At 54.3% G+C, this 18,842-nt stretch carries 12 protein-coding genes, 4 tRNA genes and 2 rRNA genes; all 18 read left to right on the top strand.

Translation table 11 applies throughout. The features are described from left to right. Positions 1-167 precede the first annotated feature (167 nt). The 18 genes from ACA072_RS26205 to rpsL all read left to right on the top strand — a co-directional run bounded on the left by ACA072_RS26205 (position 168) and on the right by rpsL (position 18,783). Positions 168-3,059, top strand: a 23S ribosomal RNA gene (locus tag ACA072_RS26205). Positions 3,060-3,219: 160 nt separating this feature from the next. After that, positions 3,220-3,335, top strand: a 5S ribosomal RNA gene (gene rrf / locus ACA072_RS26200). Between the two features lie 134 nt (positions 3,336-3,469). Next, entirely contained in the window at positions 3,470-4,429 is a 960-nt protein-coding gene (gene birA, locus ACA072_RS26195) for a bifunctional biotin--[acetyl-CoA-carboxylase] ligase/biotin operon repressor BirA (RefSeq protein ID WP_497621505.1), read from the top strand. Continuing rightward, complete coding sequence (locus tag ACA072_RS26190) at positions 4,419-5,168, top strand: pantothenate kinase (protein ID WP_497621503.1); 750 nt, start codon at positions 4,419-4,421, stop codon at positions 5,166-5,168. The genes birA and ACA072_RS26190 overlap by 11 nt, the downstream gene beginning before the upstream one ends. Positions 5,169-5,175: 7 nt before the next feature. Further along, a complete protein-coding gene (locus ACA072_RS26185) occupies positions 5,176-5,616 on the top strand; it encodes a hypothetical protein (RefSeq protein ID WP_497621501.1) in 441 nt (146 codons plus the stop codon). Positions 5,617-5,758: 142 nt separating this feature from the next. Next, positions 5,759-5,843, top strand: a tRNA-Tyr gene (locus ACA072_RS26180). Positions 5,844-5,867: 24 nt separating this feature from the next. After that, positions 5,868-5,941: transfer RNA gene (locus tag ACA072_RS26175), tRNA-Gly, on the top strand. A gap of 26 nt (positions 5,942-5,967) precedes the next feature. After that, positions 5,968-6,043, top strand: a tRNA-Thr gene (locus ACA072_RS26170). Between the two features lie 172 nt (positions 6,044-6,215). After that, positions 6,216-6,291: transfer RNA gene (locus ACA072_RS26165), tRNA-Trp, on the top strand. A 45-nt stretch (positions 6,292-6,336) separates the two neighbouring features. Then, positions 6,337-6,705 carry a preprotein translocase subunit SecE gene (secE, locus tag ACA072_RS26160; protein WP_090179217.1) on the top strand — a complete coding sequence of 123 codons (369 nt, stop codon included), beginning with the start codon at positions 6,337-6,339 and terminating at the stop codon, positions 6,703-6,705. 9 nt (positions 6,706-6,714) lie between these two features. Next, positions 6,715-7,248: a transcription termination/antitermination protein NusG gene (gene nusG, locus ACA072_RS26155; RefSeq protein WP_007896622.1), complete on the top strand. Its 534-nt coding sequence runs from the start codon at positions 6,715-6,717 to the stop codon at positions 7,246-7,248. Positions 7,249-7,365: 117 nt separating this feature from the next. Then, positions 7,366-7,797, top strand: coding sequence for a 50S ribosomal protein L11 (gene rplK, locus ACA072_RS26150; protein WP_003210097.1), 432 nt, complete (start codon positions 7,366-7,368; stop codon positions 7,795-7,797). Beyond that, positions 7,797-8,492 (top strand): 50S ribosomal protein L1, encoded by a 696-nt coding sequence (gene rplA / locus ACA072_RS26145; RefSeq protein ID WP_007896626.1) that lies wholly within the window; start codon positions 7,797-7,799, stop codon positions 8,490-8,492. The genes rplK and rplA overlap by 1 nt, the downstream gene beginning before the upstream one ends. Before the next feature lie 198 nt (positions 8,493-8,690). Continuing rightward, entirely contained in the window at positions 8,691-9,191 is a 501-nt protein-coding gene (rplJ, locus tag ACA072_RS26140) for a 50S ribosomal protein L10 (protein ID WP_010467255.1), read from the top strand. A gap of 80 nt (positions 9,192-9,271) precedes the next feature. Beyond that, positions 9,272-9,637: a 50S ribosomal protein L7/L12 gene (gene rplL / locus ACA072_RS26135; protein WP_010467258.1), complete on the top strand. Its 366-nt coding sequence runs from the start codon at positions 9,272-9,274 to the stop codon at positions 9,635-9,637. Positions 9,638-9,857: 220 nt separating this feature from the next. Then, complete coding sequence (rpoB, locus tag ACA072_RS26130) at positions 9,858-13,931, top strand: DNA-directed RNA polymerase subunit beta (protein ID WP_497621497.1); 4,074 nt, start codon at positions 9,858-9,860, stop codon at positions 13,929-13,931. A gap of 64 nt (positions 13,932-13,995) precedes the next feature. Then, positions 13,996-18,195, top strand: a complete 4,200-nt coding sequence (gene rpoC, locus ACA072_RS26125; RefSeq protein WP_008145492.1) for a DNA-directed RNA polymerase subunit beta' — start codon at positions 13,996-13,998, stop codon at positions 18,193-18,195. 216 nt (positions 18,196-18,411) lie between these two features. After that, positions 18,412-18,783: a 30S ribosomal protein S12 gene (gene rpsL / locus ACA072_RS26120; RefSeq protein WP_002555494.1), complete on the top strand. Its 372-nt coding sequence runs from the start codon at positions 18,412-18,414 to the stop codon at positions 18,781-18,783. Positions 18,784-18,842 lie beyond the last annotated feature (59 nt).

Raw genomic sequence — 18,842 nt, 5'->3', positions numbered from 1 at the left:
ATCGTTCTTTAAAAATTTGGGTATGTGATAGAAAGATAGACTGAACGTTACTTTCACTGGTAACGGATCAGGCTAAGGTAAAATTTGTGAGTTGCTCTTAATTGAGCAGCATCGAATTTTCGGCGAATGTCGTCTTCACAGTATAACCAGATTGCTTGGGGTTATATGGTCAAGTGAAGAAGCGCATACGGTGGATGCCTTGGCAGTCAGAGGCGATGAAAGACGTGGTAGCCTGCGAAAAGCTTCGGGGAGTCGGCAAACAGACTTTGATCCGGAGATGTCTGAATGGGGGAACCCAGCCATCATAAGATGGTTATCTTAAGCTGAATACATAGGCTTAAGAGGCGAACCAGGGGAACTGAAACATCTAAGTACCCTGAGGAAAAGAAATCAACCGAGATTCCCTTAGTAGTGGCGAGCGAACGGGGACTAGCCCTTAAGTGGCTTTGAGATTAGCGGAACGCTCTGGAAAGTGCGGCCATAGTGGGTGATAGCCCTGTACGCGAAAATCTCTTAGTCATGAAATCGAGTAGGACGGAGCACGAGAAACTTTGTCTGAATATGGGGGGACCATCCTCCAAGGCTAAATACTACTGACTGACCGATAGTGAACTAGTACCGTGAGGGAAAGGCGAAAAGAACCCCGGAGAGGGGAGTGAAATAGATCCTGAAACCGTATGCGTACAAGCAGTGGGAGCCCACTTTGTTGGGTGACTGCGTACCTTTTGTATAATGGGTCAGCGACTTATTTTCAGTGGCGAGCTTAACCGAATAGGGGAGGCGTAGCGAAAGCGAGTCTTAATAGGGCGTCTAGTCGCTGGGAATAGACCCGAAACCGGGCGATCTATCCATGGGCAGGTTGAAGGTTGGGTAACACTAACTGGAGGACCGAACCGACTACCGTTGAAAAGTTAGCGGATGACCTGTGGATCGGAGTGAAAGGCTAATCAAGCTCGGAGATAGCTGGTTCTCCTCGAAAGCTATTTAGGTAGCGCCTCATGTATCACTGTAGGGGGTAGAGCACTGTTTCGGCTAGGGGGTCATCCCGACTTACCAAACCGATGCAAACTCCGAATACCTACAAGTGCCGAGCATGGGAGACACACGGCGGGTGCTAACGTCCGTCGTGAAAAGGGAAACAACCCAGACCGTCAGCTAAGGTCCCAAAGTTATGGTTAAGTGGGAAACGATGTGGGAAGGCTTAGACAGCTAGGAGGTTGGCTTAGAAGCAGCCACCCTTTAAAGAAAGCGTAATAGCTCACTAGTCGAGTCGGCCTGCGCGGAAGATGTAACGGGGCTCAAACCATACACCGAAGCTACGGGTATCACTTAGGTGATGCGGTAGAGGAGCGTTCTGTAAGCCTGTGAAGGTGAGTTGAGAAGCTTGCTGGAGGTATCAGAAGTGCGAATGCTGACATGAGTAACGACAATGGGTGTGAAAAACACCCACGCCGAAAGACCAAGGTTTCCTGCGCAACGTTAATCGACGCAGGGTTAGTCGGTCCCTAAGGCGAGGCTGAAAAGCGTAGTCGATGGAAAACAGGTTAATATTCCTGTACTTCTGGTTATTGCGATGGAGGGACGGAGAAGGCTAGGCCAGCTTGGCGTTGGTTGTCCAAGTTTAAGGTGGTAGGCTGGAATCTTAGGTAAATCCGGGATTCTAAGGCCGAGAGCTGATGACGAGTGTTCTTTTAGAACACGAAGTGGTTGATGCCATGCTTCCAAGAAAAGCTTCTAAGCTTCAGGTAACCAGGAACCGTACCCCAAACCGACACAGGTGGTTGGGTAGAGAATACCAAGGCGCTTGAGAGAACTCGGGTGAAGGAACTAGGCAAAATGGCACCGTAACTTCGGGAGAAGGTGCGCCGGTGAGGGTGAAGCATTTACTGCGTAAGCCCATGCCGGTCGAAGATACCAGGCCGCTGCGACTGTTTATTAAAAACACAGCACTCTGCAAACACGAAAGTGGACGTATAGGGTGTGACGCCTGCCCGGTGCCGGAAGGTTAATTGATGGGGTTAGCTAACGCGAAGCTCTTGATCGAAGCCCCGGTAAACGGCGGCCGTAACTATAACGGTCCTAAGGTAGCGAAATTCCTTGTCGGGTAAGTTCCGACCTGCACGAATGGCGTAACGATGGCGGCGCTGTCTCCACCCGAGACTCAGTGAAATTGAAATCGCTGTGAAGATGCAGTGTATCCGCGGCTAGACGGAAAGACCCCGTGAACCTTTACTATAGCTTTGCACTGGACTTTGAATTTGCTTGTGTAGGATAGGTGGGAGGCTTTGAAGCGTGGACGCCAGTTCGCGTGGAGCCAACCTTGAAATACCACCCTGGCAACTTTGAGGTTCTAACTCAGGTCCGTTATCCGGATCGAGGACAGTGTATGGTGGGTAGTTTGACTGGGGCGGTCTCCTCCTAAAGAGTAACGGAGGAGTACGAAGGTGCGCTCAGACCGGTCGGAAATCGGTCGTAGAGTATAAAGGCAAAAGCGCGCTTGACTGCGAGACAGACACGTCGAGCAGGTACGAAAGTAGGTCTTAGTGATCCGGTGGTTCTGTATGGAAGGGCCATCGCTCAACGGATAAAAGGTACTCCGGGGATAACAGGCTGATACCGCCCAAGAGTTCATATCGACGGCGGTGTTTGGCACCTCGATGTCGGCTCATCACATCCTGGGGCTGAAGCCGGTCCCAAGGGTATGGCTGTTCGCCATTTAAAGTGGTACGCGAGCTGGGTTTAGAACGTCGTGAGACAGTTCGGTCCCTATCTGCCGTGGACGTTTGAGATTTGAGAGGGGCTGCTCCTAGTACGAGAGGACCGGAGTGGACGAACCTCTGGTGTTCCGGTTGTCACGCCAGTGGCATTGCCGGGTAGCTATGTTCGGAATAGATAACCGCTGAAAGCATCTAAGCGGGAAACTAGCCTCAAGATGAGATCTCACTGGGACCTTGAGTCCCCTGAAGGGCCGTCGAAGACTACGACGTTGATAGGTTGGGTGTGTAAGCGCTGTGAGGCGTTGAGCTAACCAATACTAATTGCCCGTGAGGCTTGACCATATAACACCCAAGCAATTTGCTGACCTGAAAAGGCACCAGATTGCGGTGTGTGAAGACGAAACGAACCGAAAGTTCGAGACACTCACAAAACACCTGACTATCACATACCCATTCGCTGGAGCGTGATCTCGCAAGAGAACACGACCTGGCTACCGAATTTCTTGACGACCATAGAGCATTGGAACCACCTGATCCCATCCCGAACTCAGCAGTGAAACGATGCATCGCCGATGGTAGTGTGGGGTTTCCCCATGTGAGAGTAGGTCATCGTCAAGATTAAATTCCGAAACCCCAATTGCGAAAGCAGTTGGGGTTTTGTTTTACCTGCAGGAAAGTCTAGCTCTCCGGGTTTCTATGCAATGGCTCGGGGCATGGCTATCATGCGGGCCTCATTGTGAGGCGAGACTTGCATGCTGACGTTGTTAAAGCTTCTTAAGGATGGCAAGTTCCATTCGGGTCAGGCCCTGGGCATCGCCTTGGGTATCAGTCGTAGTGCGGTATGGAAGCAGCTACAGCATTTAGAAGCTGAGCTCGGCTTGTCTATCCATAAGGTGCGCGGTCGTGGCTATCAATTGGCTGCGCCTTTGACGCTGCTTGATCCTGGCGACATAAAAGAACAGGCGCCCCCGTGTGACTGGCCTATTCTGCTCTTCCACTCGATTGACTCCACTAATGCTGAAGCCTTGCGTGCAATTGAGCGTGGCCAGGCTGCGCCATTCCTGGTGCTCTCCGAGCGGCAGACTGCGGGGCGTGGCCGACGTGGACGAAATTGGGCCAGTCCTTTCGCGGAAAATATCTATTACAGCCTCGTATTGCGCATCGAAGGTGGAATGCGTCAGCTCGAAGGGCTGAGTCTTGTGGTCGGGCTTGCTGTCATGCAGGCTTTGAGAGATCTGGGCATACCGACCGCGGGCTTGAAGTGGCCCAATGACGTTTTGGTTGGCCAGAAAAAGATTGCGGGGATATTGCTCGAGCTGGTGGGTGATCCTGCTGATGTGTGTCACGTGGTGCTAGGTGTTGGAATTAATGTGAACATGCAGGTGACGGAAGAGATTGATCAGCAATGGACATCCATGCGGCTGGAGTCGGGCAGGGTGTTTGATCGCAATCAACTCGTCGCGCAATTAGGGTTGATGCTTCAGAAGTACCTGGCTCGCCATCAGACCGATGGATTTTCCGCTATCCAGCAGGAATGGGAGCAGAACCATCTTTGGCAAGGGCGCGCAGTCTCGTTGATTGCTGGAGTCAGCCGGATAGATGGTGAGGTGTTGGGTATCGACAGTCAGGGTGCCTTGCGCTTGAAGGTAGATGGTGTGGAAAAAGTCTTTAGTGGTGGTGAGCTCAGCCTGAGGTTGCGTGATGATTCTTGAGCTCGACTGCGGAAACAGCTTCATAAAGTGGCGCGTACTCCAGGCGGATGCCAAGCGGGTGTTTGGTGAGGGCGTGGTGGATTCGGATCTCGCATTGGTGGAAAGCCTCAGTGGGCTTGAAGGGATGGTCCTTAAGCAGTGCCGGTTGGTCAGTGTCAGAACGACTGAAGAGACGGGTGCGTTGACTTCTCTGCTGATGCAAGCGTTCTCAGTGTCCGCGATCTGCGCTGCGCCGGCGCGCGAAATGGCTGGTGTTCGAAATGGGTACGAGGAGTTCGAGCGGTTAGGACTTGATCGCTGGCTCGCTATGCTCGGTGGCTTTCACTTGGCCGCAGGGGCGTGCCTGGTGCTTGATTTCGGAACTGCAGTGACTGCTGATTTCATTGCGAGAGATGGAGATCATCTTGGCGGGTTTATCTGTCCAGGGATGCCTTTGATGCGCAACCAGTTACGAACCCATACCCGCAAGATTCGCTACGGCGATATTGCTGCTGAGCGCGCCCTGGAAAGCTTTGCACCTGGCCGCACAACGGTCGAGGCGGTTGAGCGAGGATGTTCGCTTATGTTGAGGGGCTTCGTCCTGACTCAGCTGGAAATGGCGCGTAGCTATTGGGGGGAAGATTTTGCTGTATTCCTAACTGGAGGTGATGCAGCGCTCGTCTCTGAAATCGTGCCCGATGCCAGGCTGGTTCCAGACCTGGTGTTTGTAGGTCTGGCGATGGCATGTCCTTTGTCTTGAGGTTTTTATGCGTTGGTTGTTCCTTTTGCTGCTTGTGCTCAATGTCTTCTATTACATCTGGCATCAACAAGAGGCGCCGCTGCGTGCGAAAGATGTAACACCCTTGAGTTTGTATCGAGGATCGCAGCAGGACATCCGCTTGTTGAGCGAGGCGCCTGATACGACTCGCGAGAAAGAAAAGTCCGCAGTGACGGGCAGTGGGTGTCTCTATTTGGGTGGTTTCGCTCGTCAAGAGACCGCCCAGGCCGTTGAGCGGAGATTGGGTGGGATGGATATCAAGTTTCAATCCCTGCCAAGAGACTCTTCTGATTCTGCAGGCTACTGGGTCCGTGTAGCGCCCGAAAGCCGGCGTTTAGTGGATGATCTTCAACTGCTAAACCTTTCCAAAGATTTCAATGAGTTAAAACATAAAATAATGCCGTGCGAGGGGGTTGCGCCTGCGGAATAGTTTGCATAGAATGGCGCCCGCTTCGCAGTGAAGACCTTTAACGGTTAACAGTGCAAAGCGGTGTCAATGCAGCTAACCTCAGGTTTTTAATGAGAAAATGCTTGACAGAAGGTCGGCATGATATAGAATGCCGGCTCGCTTAGGAGGGGTTCCCGAGCGGCCAAAGGGATCAGACTGTAAATCTGACGTCTACGACTTCGAAGGTTCGAATCCTTCCCCCTCCACCATTTTTAGCGAGAGCTGCAAGCTCCGCGGGTATAGTTTAGTGGTAGAACCTCAGCCTTCCAAGCTGATGATGCGGGTTCGATTCCCGCTACCCGCTCCAAGTTTGCAGATCCTGCAAAGTGTTACGCTCTTGTAGCTCAGTTGGTAGAGCACACCCTTGGTAAGGGTGAGGTCAGCGGTTCAAATCCGCTCAAGAGCTCCATATAACAAGGCAGATATGAAAATATCTGCCTTTGTTTTAATGGTTGCGGTCGCGTCTTGTCGTTTTTTGCGGAGTGATCGTGCGGTTGGCTTTGGTGTGCAGTCAAGGCTGTCGAGTAAATTGTTGTAATGTCTTTTTCGGGTCGGCATAATGGTCGGCCTGATTTTGTTTTAGGTCAGTAGCTCAATTGGCAGAGCGACGGTCTCCAAAACCGTAGGTTGGGGGTTCGATTCCCTCCTGACCTGCCAGATTCACTTGGTGTGTCTGGCTTTCTTTTCACAGGATCTTCATAGATGACTCCTAAAGCTGAAGTTCAAGGCTCTCGCTTCGATCTGCTCAAGTGGCTTGTAGTAGTCGCCTTGGTGGTTGTTGGCGTTGTTGGCAATCAGTATTACTCAGCATCGCCGATCCTGTATCGCGTACTTGCATTGCTCGCCATTGCTGCTGTAGCTGCCTTTGTAGGCCTGCAGACAGTCAAGGGCAAGTCTTTCTTCGTACTGGTTAAGGAAGCTCGCACCGAAATTCGTAAAGTCGTATGGCCAACTCGCCAAGAAACCACGCAGACCACGCTGATTGTTGTGGCTGTTGTCCTGGTTATGGCGTTGCTGTTGTGGGGGCTAGATTCCCTGCTCGGCTGGCTTGTTTCCTTGATTGTCGGCTAAGGGTGTCCCGTGGCTAAGCGTTGGTACGTTGTGCATGCTTACTCCGGTTACGAGAAGCATGTCATGCGCTCGTTAGTAGAGCGCGTAAAGCTGGCTGGCATGGAAGATGGCTTTGGCGAAATTCTGGTTCCCACTGAAGAAGTGGTTGAAATGCGTAATGGCCAGAAACGCAAAAGCGAGCGCAAGTTCTTCCCAGGTTATGTGCTGGTTCAGATGGACATGAACGAGGGTACTTGGCACTTGGTCAAGGATACTCCTCGGGTGATGGGTTTCATCGGCGGTACCGCTGATAAGCCTGCGCCGATCACAGATAAAGAGGCAGAAGCGATTCTGCGTCGTGTTGCTGATGGTAGCGACAAGCCGAAGCCGAAGACGTTGTTCGAGCCGGGTGAGTCGGTACGTGTCAATGACGGTCCGTTTGCCGATTTTACTGGCACGGTCGAAGAAGTTAACTACGAAAAGAGCCGGATCCAAGTGGCAGTGCTCATTTTCGGTCGCTCTACTCCGGTAGAGTTAGAGTTCAGTCAGGTCGAAAAGGTCTAGCTGAGCAAGCATCCCAACCCCGCAGCCCTAGGCTGTGGGGTTTTGTCGTCACTGGGATAAACGCGCAAGTAACCGGGGAGCCTTTCGAGGCGTTCGAACCCGTAATTGGAGTGCCTCATGGCCAAGAAGATTACCGCTTACATCAAGCTGCAAGTGAAGGCCGCTCAGGCTAACCCAAGCCCACCTGTTGGTCCTGCTTTGGGTCAGCACGGCGTGAACATCATGGAATTCTGCAAGGCTTTCAACGCCCGTACTCAGGGTATTGAGCCAGGTCTGCCGACTCCAGTGATCATCACTGTCTACAGCGACCGTAGCTTCACTTTCGAAACCAAATCCACCCCTGCTTCGGTTCTGCTGAAGAAGGCTGCTGGTCTGACTAGCGGTTCCGCTCGTCCGAACACCGTTAAGGTTGGCACCGTGACCCGTGCTCAGCTGGAAGAAATCGCGAAAACCAAAAACGCGGATCTGACTGCAGCTGATATGGACGCAGCCGTGCGTACTATCGCCGGTTCTGCTCGTAGCATGGGCCTTAACGTGGAGGGTGTGTAATGGCTAAGTTGACCAAGCGTCAAAAGGCTATCGCCGGCAAAATCGAAGCGGGCAAGTCCTACAACTTTGTAGACGCTGCTGCTCTGCTGGCTGAGCTGTCGACTGTCAAGTTCAGCGAGTCGTTCGACGTTGCTGTTAACCTGGGTGTTGACCCGCGTAAATCTGACCAGGTTGTTCGTAGCGCTACTGTGCTGCCACACGGCACTGGCAAGACCGTTCGCGTAGCTGTGTTCACCCAGGGTCCAGCTGCTGAGGCCGCTTTGGCTGCCGGCGCTGACCGTGTAGGTATGGACGATCTGGCTGCCGAAATGAAAGGCGGCGACCTGAACTATGACGTAGTTATCGCATCCCCGGATGCCATGCGCGTTGTTGGTCAGTTGGGTCAGATTCTGGGCCCGCGCGGCCTGATGCCTAACCCTAAAGTCGGCACTGTAACTCCAGACGTAGCTACCGCGGTTAAAAACGCCAAGGCTGGTCAGGTTCGTTATCGCACCGACAAAAACGGCATCATTCACACCTCCGTTGGCAAAGTCGGCTTTGATGCCGTCAAGCTGAAGGAAAACGTTGAAGCCCTGATCGCTGATCTGAAGCGTATCAAGCCAGCTTCCTCGAAAGGTATTTACGTCAAGCGCGTTACCCTGAGCACCACCATGGGTCCAGGTCTGGTCATCGACCAAGGCTCGCTCGACGCGTAAGACAAAGGTTGGCGCAAGCGATTGCGCCAATTGAAAGATTGGGGTCCCTGCCTGGCGGGGGCTATCCAAGACCGTAGGCGGCGCAAGTCTTAAACCTCAAGCCTACGCAGATGGTGCTCCCGGTTCCTTACCGAATCAGACACCAAAACGACATCTGGCCTCGGTTGGATGAAACGGTAACAAGCAGGAGTTTTTCCCGTGGCAATTAAACTTGAAGACAAGAAGGCCATCGTCGCTGAAGTCAACAAGGCTGCCCAAGTTGCTCTGTCCGCTGTCGTGGCTGATGCCCGTGGCGTAACAGTAGGCGCTATGACCGGACTCCGTAAAGAGGCTCGTGAAGCTGGTGTTTACGTACGTGTTGTACGTAACACCCTGCTCAAGCGCGCCGTTGCTGGCACTCAATATGACGTGCTCAACGACGTGTTCACTGGCCCGACCTTGATTGCATTCTCCAAAGAACATCCGGGCGCTGCTGCCCGTATCTTCAAAGAGTTCGCAAAAGGTCAGGATAAGTTCGAGATCAAGGCAGCTGCGTTCGAGGGCAAGTTCCTCGCGGCTAATCAGATCGACGTACTGGCAAGCCTGCCGACCCGTGACGAAGCAATTTCTCAGCTGATGAGCGTGATTCAAGGCGCAACCAGCAAATTGGCTCGTACTCTGGCGGCTCTTCGCGACCAGAAAGAAGCAGCTGCAGCCTAAGGCTGAGCGACTCCTTTCAGCGTTTATTGTTTATTTCGATGGCCGCGTAGGCTGTCACCCCAATACAGGAATTTATAGTCATGTCTCTGACTAACGACCAAATCATCGAAGCAATCGGCGAAAAATCCGTTCTGGAAATCGTTGAGCTGATCAAGGCTATGGAAGAGAAGTTCGGCGTTTCCGCTGCTGCTGCTTCCGCTGGTCCAGCTGCTGTCGCTGCTGTTGTTGAAGAACAAACTGAATTCAACGTCATGCTGCTGGAAGCTGGCGAGAAGAAAGTTAACGTGATCAAAGCAGTACGTGAACTGACCGGTCTGGGCTTGAAAGAAGCCAAGGCTGTAGTTGACGGCGCTCCTGGCATGGTTCTGGAAGCTGTTTCGAAAGACGCAGCTGACAAAGCCAAAGCCACTCTGGAAGAAGCAGGCGCTAAAGTCGAGCTGAAGTAAGCATCGACTTTGCTCCTCCAGCCCGAGCGTTAAGCGAAAGGCTGATGGCTGGTGGCTCTTGCCACCGGCCTTTTTCCGTTATTGGCAGCCGACTGGGTCGGTGCTGGTAACGAGCTGTAACCACCCGATGCGGTGGCGCAAACCATGGGGTTTGCACGATTTTCTGGCTGCTCCCGTCGGGAGGGGCCAAACAAGCAGGTGACCAAGCTGGGGAACGCTGATGGCTTACTCATATACTGAGAAAAAACGTATCCGCAAGGACTTTAGCAAGTTGCCGGACGTCATGGATGTGCCGTACCTCCTGGCCATCCAGCTGGATTCGTATCGTGAATTCTTGCAAGCGGGAGCGACTAAAGATCAGTTCCGCGACGTGGGCCTGCATGCGGCCTTCAAATCCGTTTTCCCGATCATCAGCTACTCCGGCAATGCTGCGCTGGAGTACGTCGGTTATCGCCTGGGCGAACCGGCATTTGATGTCAAAGAATGCGTATTGCGCGGTGTAACTTACGCCGTACCTTTGCGGGTAAAAGTGCGCCTGATCATTTTCGACAAAGAATCGTCGAACAAAGCGATCAAGGACATTAAAGAGCAAGAAGTCTACATGGGTGAAATCCCCCTGATGACTGAGAACGGTACCTTCGTAATCAACGGTACCGAGCGTGTAATCGTTTCCCAGCTGCACCGTTCTCCGGGCGTGTTCTTCGACCACGATCGTGGCAAGACGCACAGCTCCGGTAAACTGCTGTACTCCGCGCGCATCATTCCTTACCGCGGTTCGTGGCTGGACTTCGAGTTCGACCCGAAAGACTGCGTGTTCGTGCGTATCGACCGTCGTCGCAAGCTGCCTGCATCGGTACTGCTGCGCGCGCTCGGCTATACCACTGAAGAAGTGCTCGACGCGTTCTACACCACCAACGTTTTCCATCTGAGCGGCGAAACTCTCAGTCTGGAACTGATTGCTTCGCGTCTGCGTGGTGAAATTGCTGTTCTGGATATTCAGGACGAGAAGGGCAAGGTCATCGTTGAGGCTGGTCGTCGTATTACTGCGCGCCACATCAACCAGATCGAAAAAGCCGGTCTCAAGACCTTGGAAGTGCCACTGGACTACGTCCTGGGTCGCACTACCGCCAAAGCCATCGTGCATCCGGCAACCGGCGAAATCCTGGCAGAGTGCAACACCGAGCTGAACACCGAGATCCTGGGCAAAATTGCCAAGGCTCAGGTTGTTCGCATCGAAACTCTGTACACCAACGATATCGACTGCGGTCCGTTCGTCTCCGACACACTGAAGATCGACTCCACCAGCAACCAATTGGAAGCGCTGGTCGAGATCTATCGCATGATGCGTCCAGGCGAGCCGCCAACCAAAGACGCTGCCGAGACTCTGTTCAACAACCTGTTCTTCAGCCCTGAGCGCTATGACCTGTCTGCGGTCGGCCGGATGAAGTTCAACCGTCGTATCGGTCGTACCGAGATCGAAGGTTCGGGCGTGCTGTGCAAAGAAGACATCGTCGCGGTACTGAAGACCCTGGTCGACATCCGTAACGGTAAAGGCATCGTCGATGACATCGACCACCTGGGTAACCGTCGTGTTCGCTGCGTAGGCGAAATGGCCGAGAACCAGTTCCGCGTTGGCCTGGTGCGTGTTGAGCGTGCGGTCAAAGAGCGTCTGTCGATGGCTGAAAGCGAAGGCCTGATGCCGCAAGACCTGATCAACGCCAAGCCAGTGGCTGCGGCGGTGAAAGAGTTCTTCGGTTCCAGCCAGCTTTCCCAGTTCATGGACCAGAACAACCCGCTGTCCGAGATCACCCACAAGCGTCGTGTCTCTGCACTCGGCCCTGGCGGTTTGACTCGTGAGCGTGCTGGCTTTGAAGTTCGTGACGTACACCCGACTCACTACGGTCGTGTATGCCCGATTGAAACGCCGGAAGGTCCGAACATCGGTCTGATCAACTCCCTGGCTGCCTATGCGCGCACTAACCAGTACGGCTTCCTCGAGAGCCCGTACCGTGTGGTGAAAGACGCTCTGGTCACCGACGAGATCGTGTTCCTGTCCGCCATCGAAGAAGCTGATCACGTGATCGCTCAGGCTTCGGCCACGATGAACGACAAGAAAGTCCTGATCGACGAGCTGGTAGCTGTTCGTCACTTGAACGAGTTCACCGTCAAGGCGCCGGAAGACGTCACCTTGATGGACGTATCGCCGAAGCAGGTAGTTTCGGTTGCTGCGTCGCTGATCCCGTTCCTCGAGCACGACGACGCCAACCGTGCGTTGATGGGTTCGAACATGCAGCGTCAAGCTGTACCAACCCTGCGCGCTGACAAGCCGCTGGTCGGTACCGGCATGGAGCGTAACGTAGCTCGTGACTCCGGCGTTTGCGTCGTGGCTCGTCGTGGCGGCGTTATCGATTCCGTCGACGCCAGCCGTATCGTGGTTCGTGTTGCTGATGACGAAGTTGAAACCGGCGAAGCTGGTGTCGACATCTACAACCTGACCAAGTACACCCGCTCCAACCAGAACACCTGCATCAACCAGCGTCCGCTGGTGCGTAAAGGTGATCGGGTTCAGCGCAGCGACATCATGGCCGATGGTCCGTCCACCGACATGGGTGAACTGGCTCTGGGTCAGAACATGCGCATCGCGTTCATGGCATGGAACGGCTTCAACTTCGAAGACTCCATCTGCCTGTCCGAGCGTGTTGTTCAGGAAGACCGTTTCACCACGATCCACATCCAGGAACTGACCTGTGTGGCGCGTGACACCAAGCTTGGGCCTGAAGAGATCACTGCAGACATTCCGAACGTGGGTGAAGCTGCACTGAACAAACTGGACGAAGCCGGTATCGTTTACGTAGGTGCCGAAGTAGGCGCAGGCGACATCCTGGTTGGCAAGGTCACTCCGAAAGGCGAGACCCAGCTGACTCCGGAAGAAAAACTGCTGCGTGCGATCTTCGGTGAAAAAGCCAGCGACGTTAAAGACACCTCCCTGCGCGTGCCTACCGGCACCAAGGGTACTGTCATCGACGTACAGGTCTTCACCCGCGACGGCGTTGAGCGTGATGCTCGTGCACTGTCCATCGAGAAGACTCAGCTCGACGAGATCCGCAAGGATCTGAACGAAGAGTTCCGTATTGTTGAAGGCGCCACTTTCGAACGTCTGCGTTCCGCTCTGGTCGGCCACAAAGCCGAAGGCGGCGCCGGCCTGAAGAAAGGTCAGGACATCACCGACGAAGTTCTCGACGGTCTTGAGCATGGTCAGTGGTTCAAACTGCGCATGGCTGAAGATGCTCTGAACGAGCAGCTCGAGAAGGCTCAGGCCTACATCGTTGATCGCCGCCGTCTGCTGGACGACAAGTTCGAAGACAAGAAGCGCAAACTGCAGCAGGGCGATGACCTGGCTCCAGGCGTGCTGAAAATCGTCAAGGTTTACCTGGCAATCCGTCGCCGCATCCAGCCGGGCGACAAGATGGCCGGTCGTCACGGTAACAAAGGTGTGGTCTCCGTGATCATGCCGGTTGAAGACATGCCGCACGATGCCAATGGCACCCCGGTCGACGTCGTCCTCAACCCGTTGGGCGTACCTTCGCGTATGAACGTTGGTCAGATCCTTGAAACCCACCTCGGCCTCGCGGCCAAAGGTCTGGGCGAGAAGATCAACCGGATGATCGAAGAGCAGCGCAAAGTCGCCGAGCTTCGTAAATTCCTTGACGAGATCTACAACCAGATCGGCGGTCGTAACGAAGATCTGGATAGCTTCTCCGACCAGGAAATCCTGGATCTGGCAAAGAACCTGCGTGGCGGCGTTCCAATGGCCACTCCAGTGTTCGACGGTGCCAAGGAAAGCGAAATCAAGGCCATGCTGAAACTGGCAGACCTGCCAGAAAGCGGCCAGATGCAGCTGACCGACGGCCGTACCGGCAACAAGTTCGAGCGCCCGGTTACTGTTGGCTACATGTACATGCTGAAGCTGAACCACTTGGTAGACGACAAGATGCACGCTCGTTCTACCGGTTCGTACAGCCTGGTTACCCAGCAGCCGCTGGGTGGTAAGGCGCAGTTCGGTGGTCAGCGTTTCGGGGAGATGGAGGTCTGGGCACTGGAAGCATACGGTGCCGCTTACACTCTGCAAGAAATGCTCACAGTGAAGTCGGACGATGTGAACGGCCGTACCAAGATGTACAAAAACATCGTGGATGGCGATCACCGTATGGAGCCGGGCATGCCCGAGTCTTTCAACGTGTTGATCAAGGAAATTCGTTCCCTCGGCATCGATATCGATCTGGAAACCGAATAACACGTGACGCGAATCGAGAGCGGGGCAGGATTGCCCGCTCTCTGCTCCGCCAGGAGGAAAGGCCTTGAAAGACCTACTGAATTTGCTGAAAAACCAGGGTCAAGTCGAAGAGTTCGACGCCATCCGTATTGGATTGGCATCGCCTGAGATGATCCGTTCGTGGTCGTTCGGTGAAGTTAAAAAGCCGGAAACCATCAACTACCGTACGTTCAAACCTGAGCGTGACGGCCTGTTCTGCGCCAAGATCTTTGGCCCGGTAAAGGATTACGAGTGCCTGTGCGGTAAGTACAAGCGCTTGAAGCACCGTGGTGTGATCTGCGAGAAGTGCGGCGTTGAAGTCGCGCTGGCTAAAGTTCGTCGTGAGCGCATGGCGCACATCGAACTGGCCTCGCCAGTTGCCCACATCTGGTTCCTGAAATCGCTGCCGTCGCGTATCGGCTTGCTGATGGACATGACCCTGCGTGATATCGAACGCGTTCTCTACTTCGAGAGCTATGTCGTTATCGATCCAGGCATGACCACCCTTGAAAAAGGTCAGCTGCTCAACGACGAGCAGTACTTCGAAGCGCTGGAAGAGTTCGGCGACGATTTCGATGCCCGCATGGGTGCCGAAGCTGTTCGTGAACTGCTGCACGCTATCGATCTGGAACACGAGATTGGCCGTCTGCGTGAAGAAATTCCGCAAACCAACTCCGAAACCAAGATCAAGAAGCTGTCCAAGCGTCTGAAGTTGATGGAAGCCTTCCAGGGTTCCGGCAACCTTCCAGAATGGATGGTGCTGACCGTTCTGCCGGTTCTGCCGCCAGATCTGCGTCCACTGGTCCCGCTGGATGGCGGTCGCTTCGCGACTTCCGACCTCAACGATCTGTATCGTCGAGTGATCAACCGTAACAACCGCTTGAAGCGCCTGCTTGATCTGTCCGCTCCGGACATCATCGTGCGCAACGAAAAGCGTATGTTGCAGGAAGCCGTCGATGCACTGCTCGACAACGGTCGTCGTGGCCGCGCTATCACCGGTTCCAACAAGCGTCCTCTGAAATCCCTGGCTGACATGATCAAGGGTAAGCAAGGTCGTTTCCGTCAGAACTTGCTCGGTAAGCGTGTTGACTACTCCGGTCGTTCGGTAATTACCGTAGGTCCGACCCTGCGTCTGCACCAGTGCGGTCTGCCGAAGAAAATGGCTCTCGAGCTGTTCAAGCCGTTCATTTTCGGCAAGCTGGAAATGCGTGGTCTCGCGACCACCATCAAAGCTGCCAAGAAGATGGTCGAGCGCGAGCTGCCAGAGGTTTGGGACGTTCTCGCTGAAGTGATCCGTGAACACCCGGTTCTCCTCAACCGTGCGCCGACCCTTCACCGTCTGGGTATCCAGGCGTTTGAGCCGGTACTGATCGAAGGCAAGGCTATCCAGCTGCACCCGTTGGTCTGTGCTGCGTACAACGCCGACTTCGACGGCGACCAAATGGCCGTGCACGTACCGCTGACACTGGAAGCCCAGTTGGAAGCGCGTGCGTTGATGATGTCGACCAACAACATTCTGTCGCCAGCCAACGGTGAGCCAATCATCGTTCCGTCGCAGGACGTTGTATTGGGTCTGTACTACATGACTCGTGAAGCGATCAACGCCAAAGGCGAAGGTCGTGTGTTCGCGGATCTGCAAGAAGTTGACCGTGTGTTCCGTGCCGGCGAAGCCGCATTGCACGCCAAGGTCAAAGTGCGGATCAACGAAACCGTTAACGATCGTGATGGCGGCAGTGTCAAGAACACTCGTATCGTCGACACCACTGTCGGCCGTGCGCTCTTGTTCCAGGTTGTTCCACCTGGCCTGTCGTACGACGTCGTCAACCAGCCGATGAAGAAAAAGGCGATCTCCAAGCTGATCAACCAGTGCTACCGCGTGGTTGGTTTGAAAGAGACCGTGATCTTCGCTGACCAGTTGATGTACACCGGTTTTGCCTATTCGACCATTTCCGGCGTTTCCATCGGTGTTAACGACTTCGTTATCCCGGATGAAAAAGCCCGCATCATCAATGCTGCTACTGATGAAGTGAAAGAGATCGAAAGTCAGTACGCTTCCGGCCTGGTAACCCAGGGCGAGAAGTACAACAAAGTGATCGACCTTTGGTCCAAGGCGAACGACGAAGTTTCCAAGGCGATGATGGCCAACCTCTCGAAAGAGAAAGTCATCGATCGTCATGGCGTCGAAGTCGACCAGGAGTCTTTCAACTCGATGTACATGATGGCCGACTCGGGCGCACGGGGTTCTGCTGCGCAGATCCGTCAGCTCGCCGGTATGCGTGGCCTGATGGCCAAGCCGGACGGTTCCATCATTGAAACGCCGATTACTGCGAACTTCCGTGAAGGTTTGAGCGTACTCCAGTACTTCATCTCCACTCACGGTGCTCGTAAAGGTTTGGCGGATACCGCGTTGAAAACTGCGAACTCCGGTTACCTGACTCGTCGTCTGGTAGACGTGGCGCAGGATCTGGTGGTGACCGAGATCGATTGCGGCACCGAACATGGCCTGGTAATGACTCCGCACATTGAAGGCGGTGACGTTGTTGAGCCGTTGGGTGAGCGCGTATTGGGCCGTGTCATTGCCCGTGACGTGTTCAAGCCAGGTACCGAAGAAATCATCGTTCCTGCCGGTACGCTGGTAGACGAGAAGTGGGTCGAGTTCATCGAGCTGAACAGCATCGACGAAGTGATCGTGCGTTCGCCGATCAGCTGCGAAACCCGCTACGGCATTTGCGCCAAGTGCTACGGCCGTGACTTGGCTCGTGGTCATCAGGTGAACATCGGTGAAGCGGTCGGCGTTATCGCTGCCCAGTCCATCGGTGAGCCGGGTACCCAGCTGACCATGCGTACGTTCCACATCGGTGGTGCGGCAAGCCGGACCTCCGCAGCCGACAGCGTTCAGGTGAAGAATGGCGGTACCGTCCGTCTGCATAACCTGAAACACGTTGAGCGAGTGGATGGTTGCCTGGTTGCAGTATCCCGTTCCGGTGAGCTGGCAATCGCTGATGACTTCGGTCGTGAGCGCGAGCGTTACAAGCTGCCGTACGGTGCTGTGATTTCGGTTAAAGAAGGTGACAAGGTCGACGCTGGCGCAATCGTGGCCAAGTGGGATCCGCACACTCACCCAATCGTTACCGAAATGAAAGGTACCGTGACCTACGTGGGCATGGAAGAAGGCATCACGATCAAGCGTCAGACTGACGAATTGACCGGTATGACCAACATTGAAGTACTCGATGCCAAAGACCGTCCAGCTGCCGGTAAAGATATCCGTCCTGCTGTGAAGATGGTTGATGACAACGGCAAGGATCTGTTGCTGCCAGGCACTGACGTTATCGCTCAGTACTTCCTGCCTGCCAACGCCCTGGTCGGTGTAGCGGATGGTGCGAAAATCGCGATCGGTGATGTTATCGCTCGTATTCCACAAGAGACTTCGAAGACCCGTGACATCACCGGTGGTCTGCCGCGTGTTGCCGACTTGTTCGAAGCCCGTCGTCCGAAAGAAGCCTCGATTCTGGCTGAAGTCAGCGGCACCATCGCGTTCGGTAAAGAGACCAAAGGCAAGCGCCGTCTGGTTATCACTCCGAACGACGGTACTGATCCGTACGAAGAGCTGATTCCGAAGTGGCGTCACCTGAACGTCTTCGAAGGCGAACAGGTAAACCGCGGCGAAGTTATCTCCGACGGCCCGAGCGATCCACACGACATCCTGCGTCTGCTGGGTGTAAGTGCGCTGGCCAAGTACATCGTGAACGAGATCCAGGACGTTTATCGTCTGCAAGGCGTGAAGATCAACGACAAGCACATCGAGACCATCCTGCGTCAGATGCTGCGTAAAGTTGAAATCGCTGAATCCGGTGACTCGACTTTCATCAAGGGCGACCAGATGGAGTTGACTCACGTTCTGGTAGAGAACGAGCGTCTGGCTGGCGACGAGAAATTCGTTTCCAAGTTCACTCGCGTGCTGTTGGGTATCACCAAGGCGTCGTTGTCCACCGAATCGTTCATCTCGGCGGCTTCCTTCCAGGAAACCACTCGCGTATTGACCGAAGCGGCGGTAACCGGCAAGCGTGATTACCTGCGCGGCCTGAAAGAAAACGTGGTCGTGGGTCGTCTGATCCCGGCAGGTACCGGTCTGGCTTATCACAGCGAGCGCAAACGCCGCCGTGATGCTGACAAACCGTTGCGCGTAAGCGCCAGTGAAGTGGAAGCTGCACTGACCGAAGCGCTGAACTCGAGCGGTAACTGAGTTCTGCGATAAATGAGCGTAAGGCCCTGATCGTTCCGTTCATCGAATCAAGACAATTTGTCGAGGTTGGATAAACGGGAAGGTCGGGGCCTTGCCTTGACTGGGGGCAAGATCCTCTTTAGACTCTTGTACCCCTAAATTTGGCGGGAATTCGTTCCTGCCATTTTGCTTTTCTTGCAAGACAATAGCGTCGCAAGACAACAGTGGAGCTAGTAGATGGCAACTATCAACCAGCTGGTACGTCAGCCGCGTAAGCGTATCGTCGAGAAATCCGACGTGCCTGCGCTGCAGAACTGCCCGCAACGTCGTGGCGTATGCACCCGTGTGTATACCACTACGCCGAAAAAACCTAACTCGGCACTGCGTAAAGTATGCCGTGTGCGTCTGACCAACGGTTTCGAGGTTTCCTCGTACATCGGCGGTGAAGGCCACAACCTGCAAGAGCACAGCGTCGTACTGATCCGTGGCGGCCGTGTAAAAGACTTGCCAGGTGTTCGTTACCACACCGTTCGCGGCTCTTTGGATACTTCCGGCGTTAAAGGTCGTAACCAGGGTCGTTCGAAGTACGGTACCAAGAAGCCTAAGTAGTAGCGGCTTTTTGTAAAACTGATTTTCTATTTTTCTGAGTCGATAAGAGTAAGGTCGGA

The sequence above is a fragment of the Pseudomonas sp. LBUM1656 genome (assembly GCF_059716065.1).
This window is presented reverse-complemented; position numbering and strand designations above follow the sequence as displayed.

Bases quoted from the DNA above. Each gene is read 5' to 3' on its own strand.
- secE (WP_090179217.1), top strand. From the start codon at position 6,337: ATGACTCCTAAAGCTGAAGTTCAAGGCTCTCGCTTCGATCTGCTCAAG.
- rplA (WP_007896626.1), top strand. From the start codon at position 7,797: ATGGCTAAGTTGACCAAGCGTCAAAAGGCTATCGCCGGCAAAATCGAA.
- rplL (WP_010467258.1), top strand. From the start codon at position 9,272: ATGTCTCTGACTAACGACCAAATCATCGAAGCAATCGGCGAAAAATCC.
- rplK (WP_003210097.1), top strand. From the start codon at position 7,366: ATGGCCAAGAAGATTACCGCTTACATCAAGCTGCAAGTGAAGGCCGCT.
- ACA072_RS26185 (WP_497621501.1), top strand. From the start codon at position 5,176: ATGCGTTGGTTGTTCCTTTTGCTGCTTGTGCTCAATGTCTTCTATTAC.
- birA (WP_497621505.1), top strand. From the start codon at position 3,470: ATGCTGACGTTGTTAAAGCTTCTTAAGGATGGCAAGTTCCATTCGGGT.
- rpoB (WP_497621497.1), top strand. From the start codon at position 9,858: ATGGCTTACTCATATACTGAGAAAAAACGTATCCGCAAGGACTTTAGC.
- rpsL (WP_002555494.1), top strand. From the start codon at position 18,412: ATGGCAACTATCAACCAGCTGGTACGTCAGCCGCGTAAGCGTATCGTC.
- ACA072_RS26190 (WP_497621503.1), top strand. From the start codon at position 4,419: ATGATTCTTGAGCTCGACTGCGGAAACAGCTTCATAAAGTGGCGCGTA.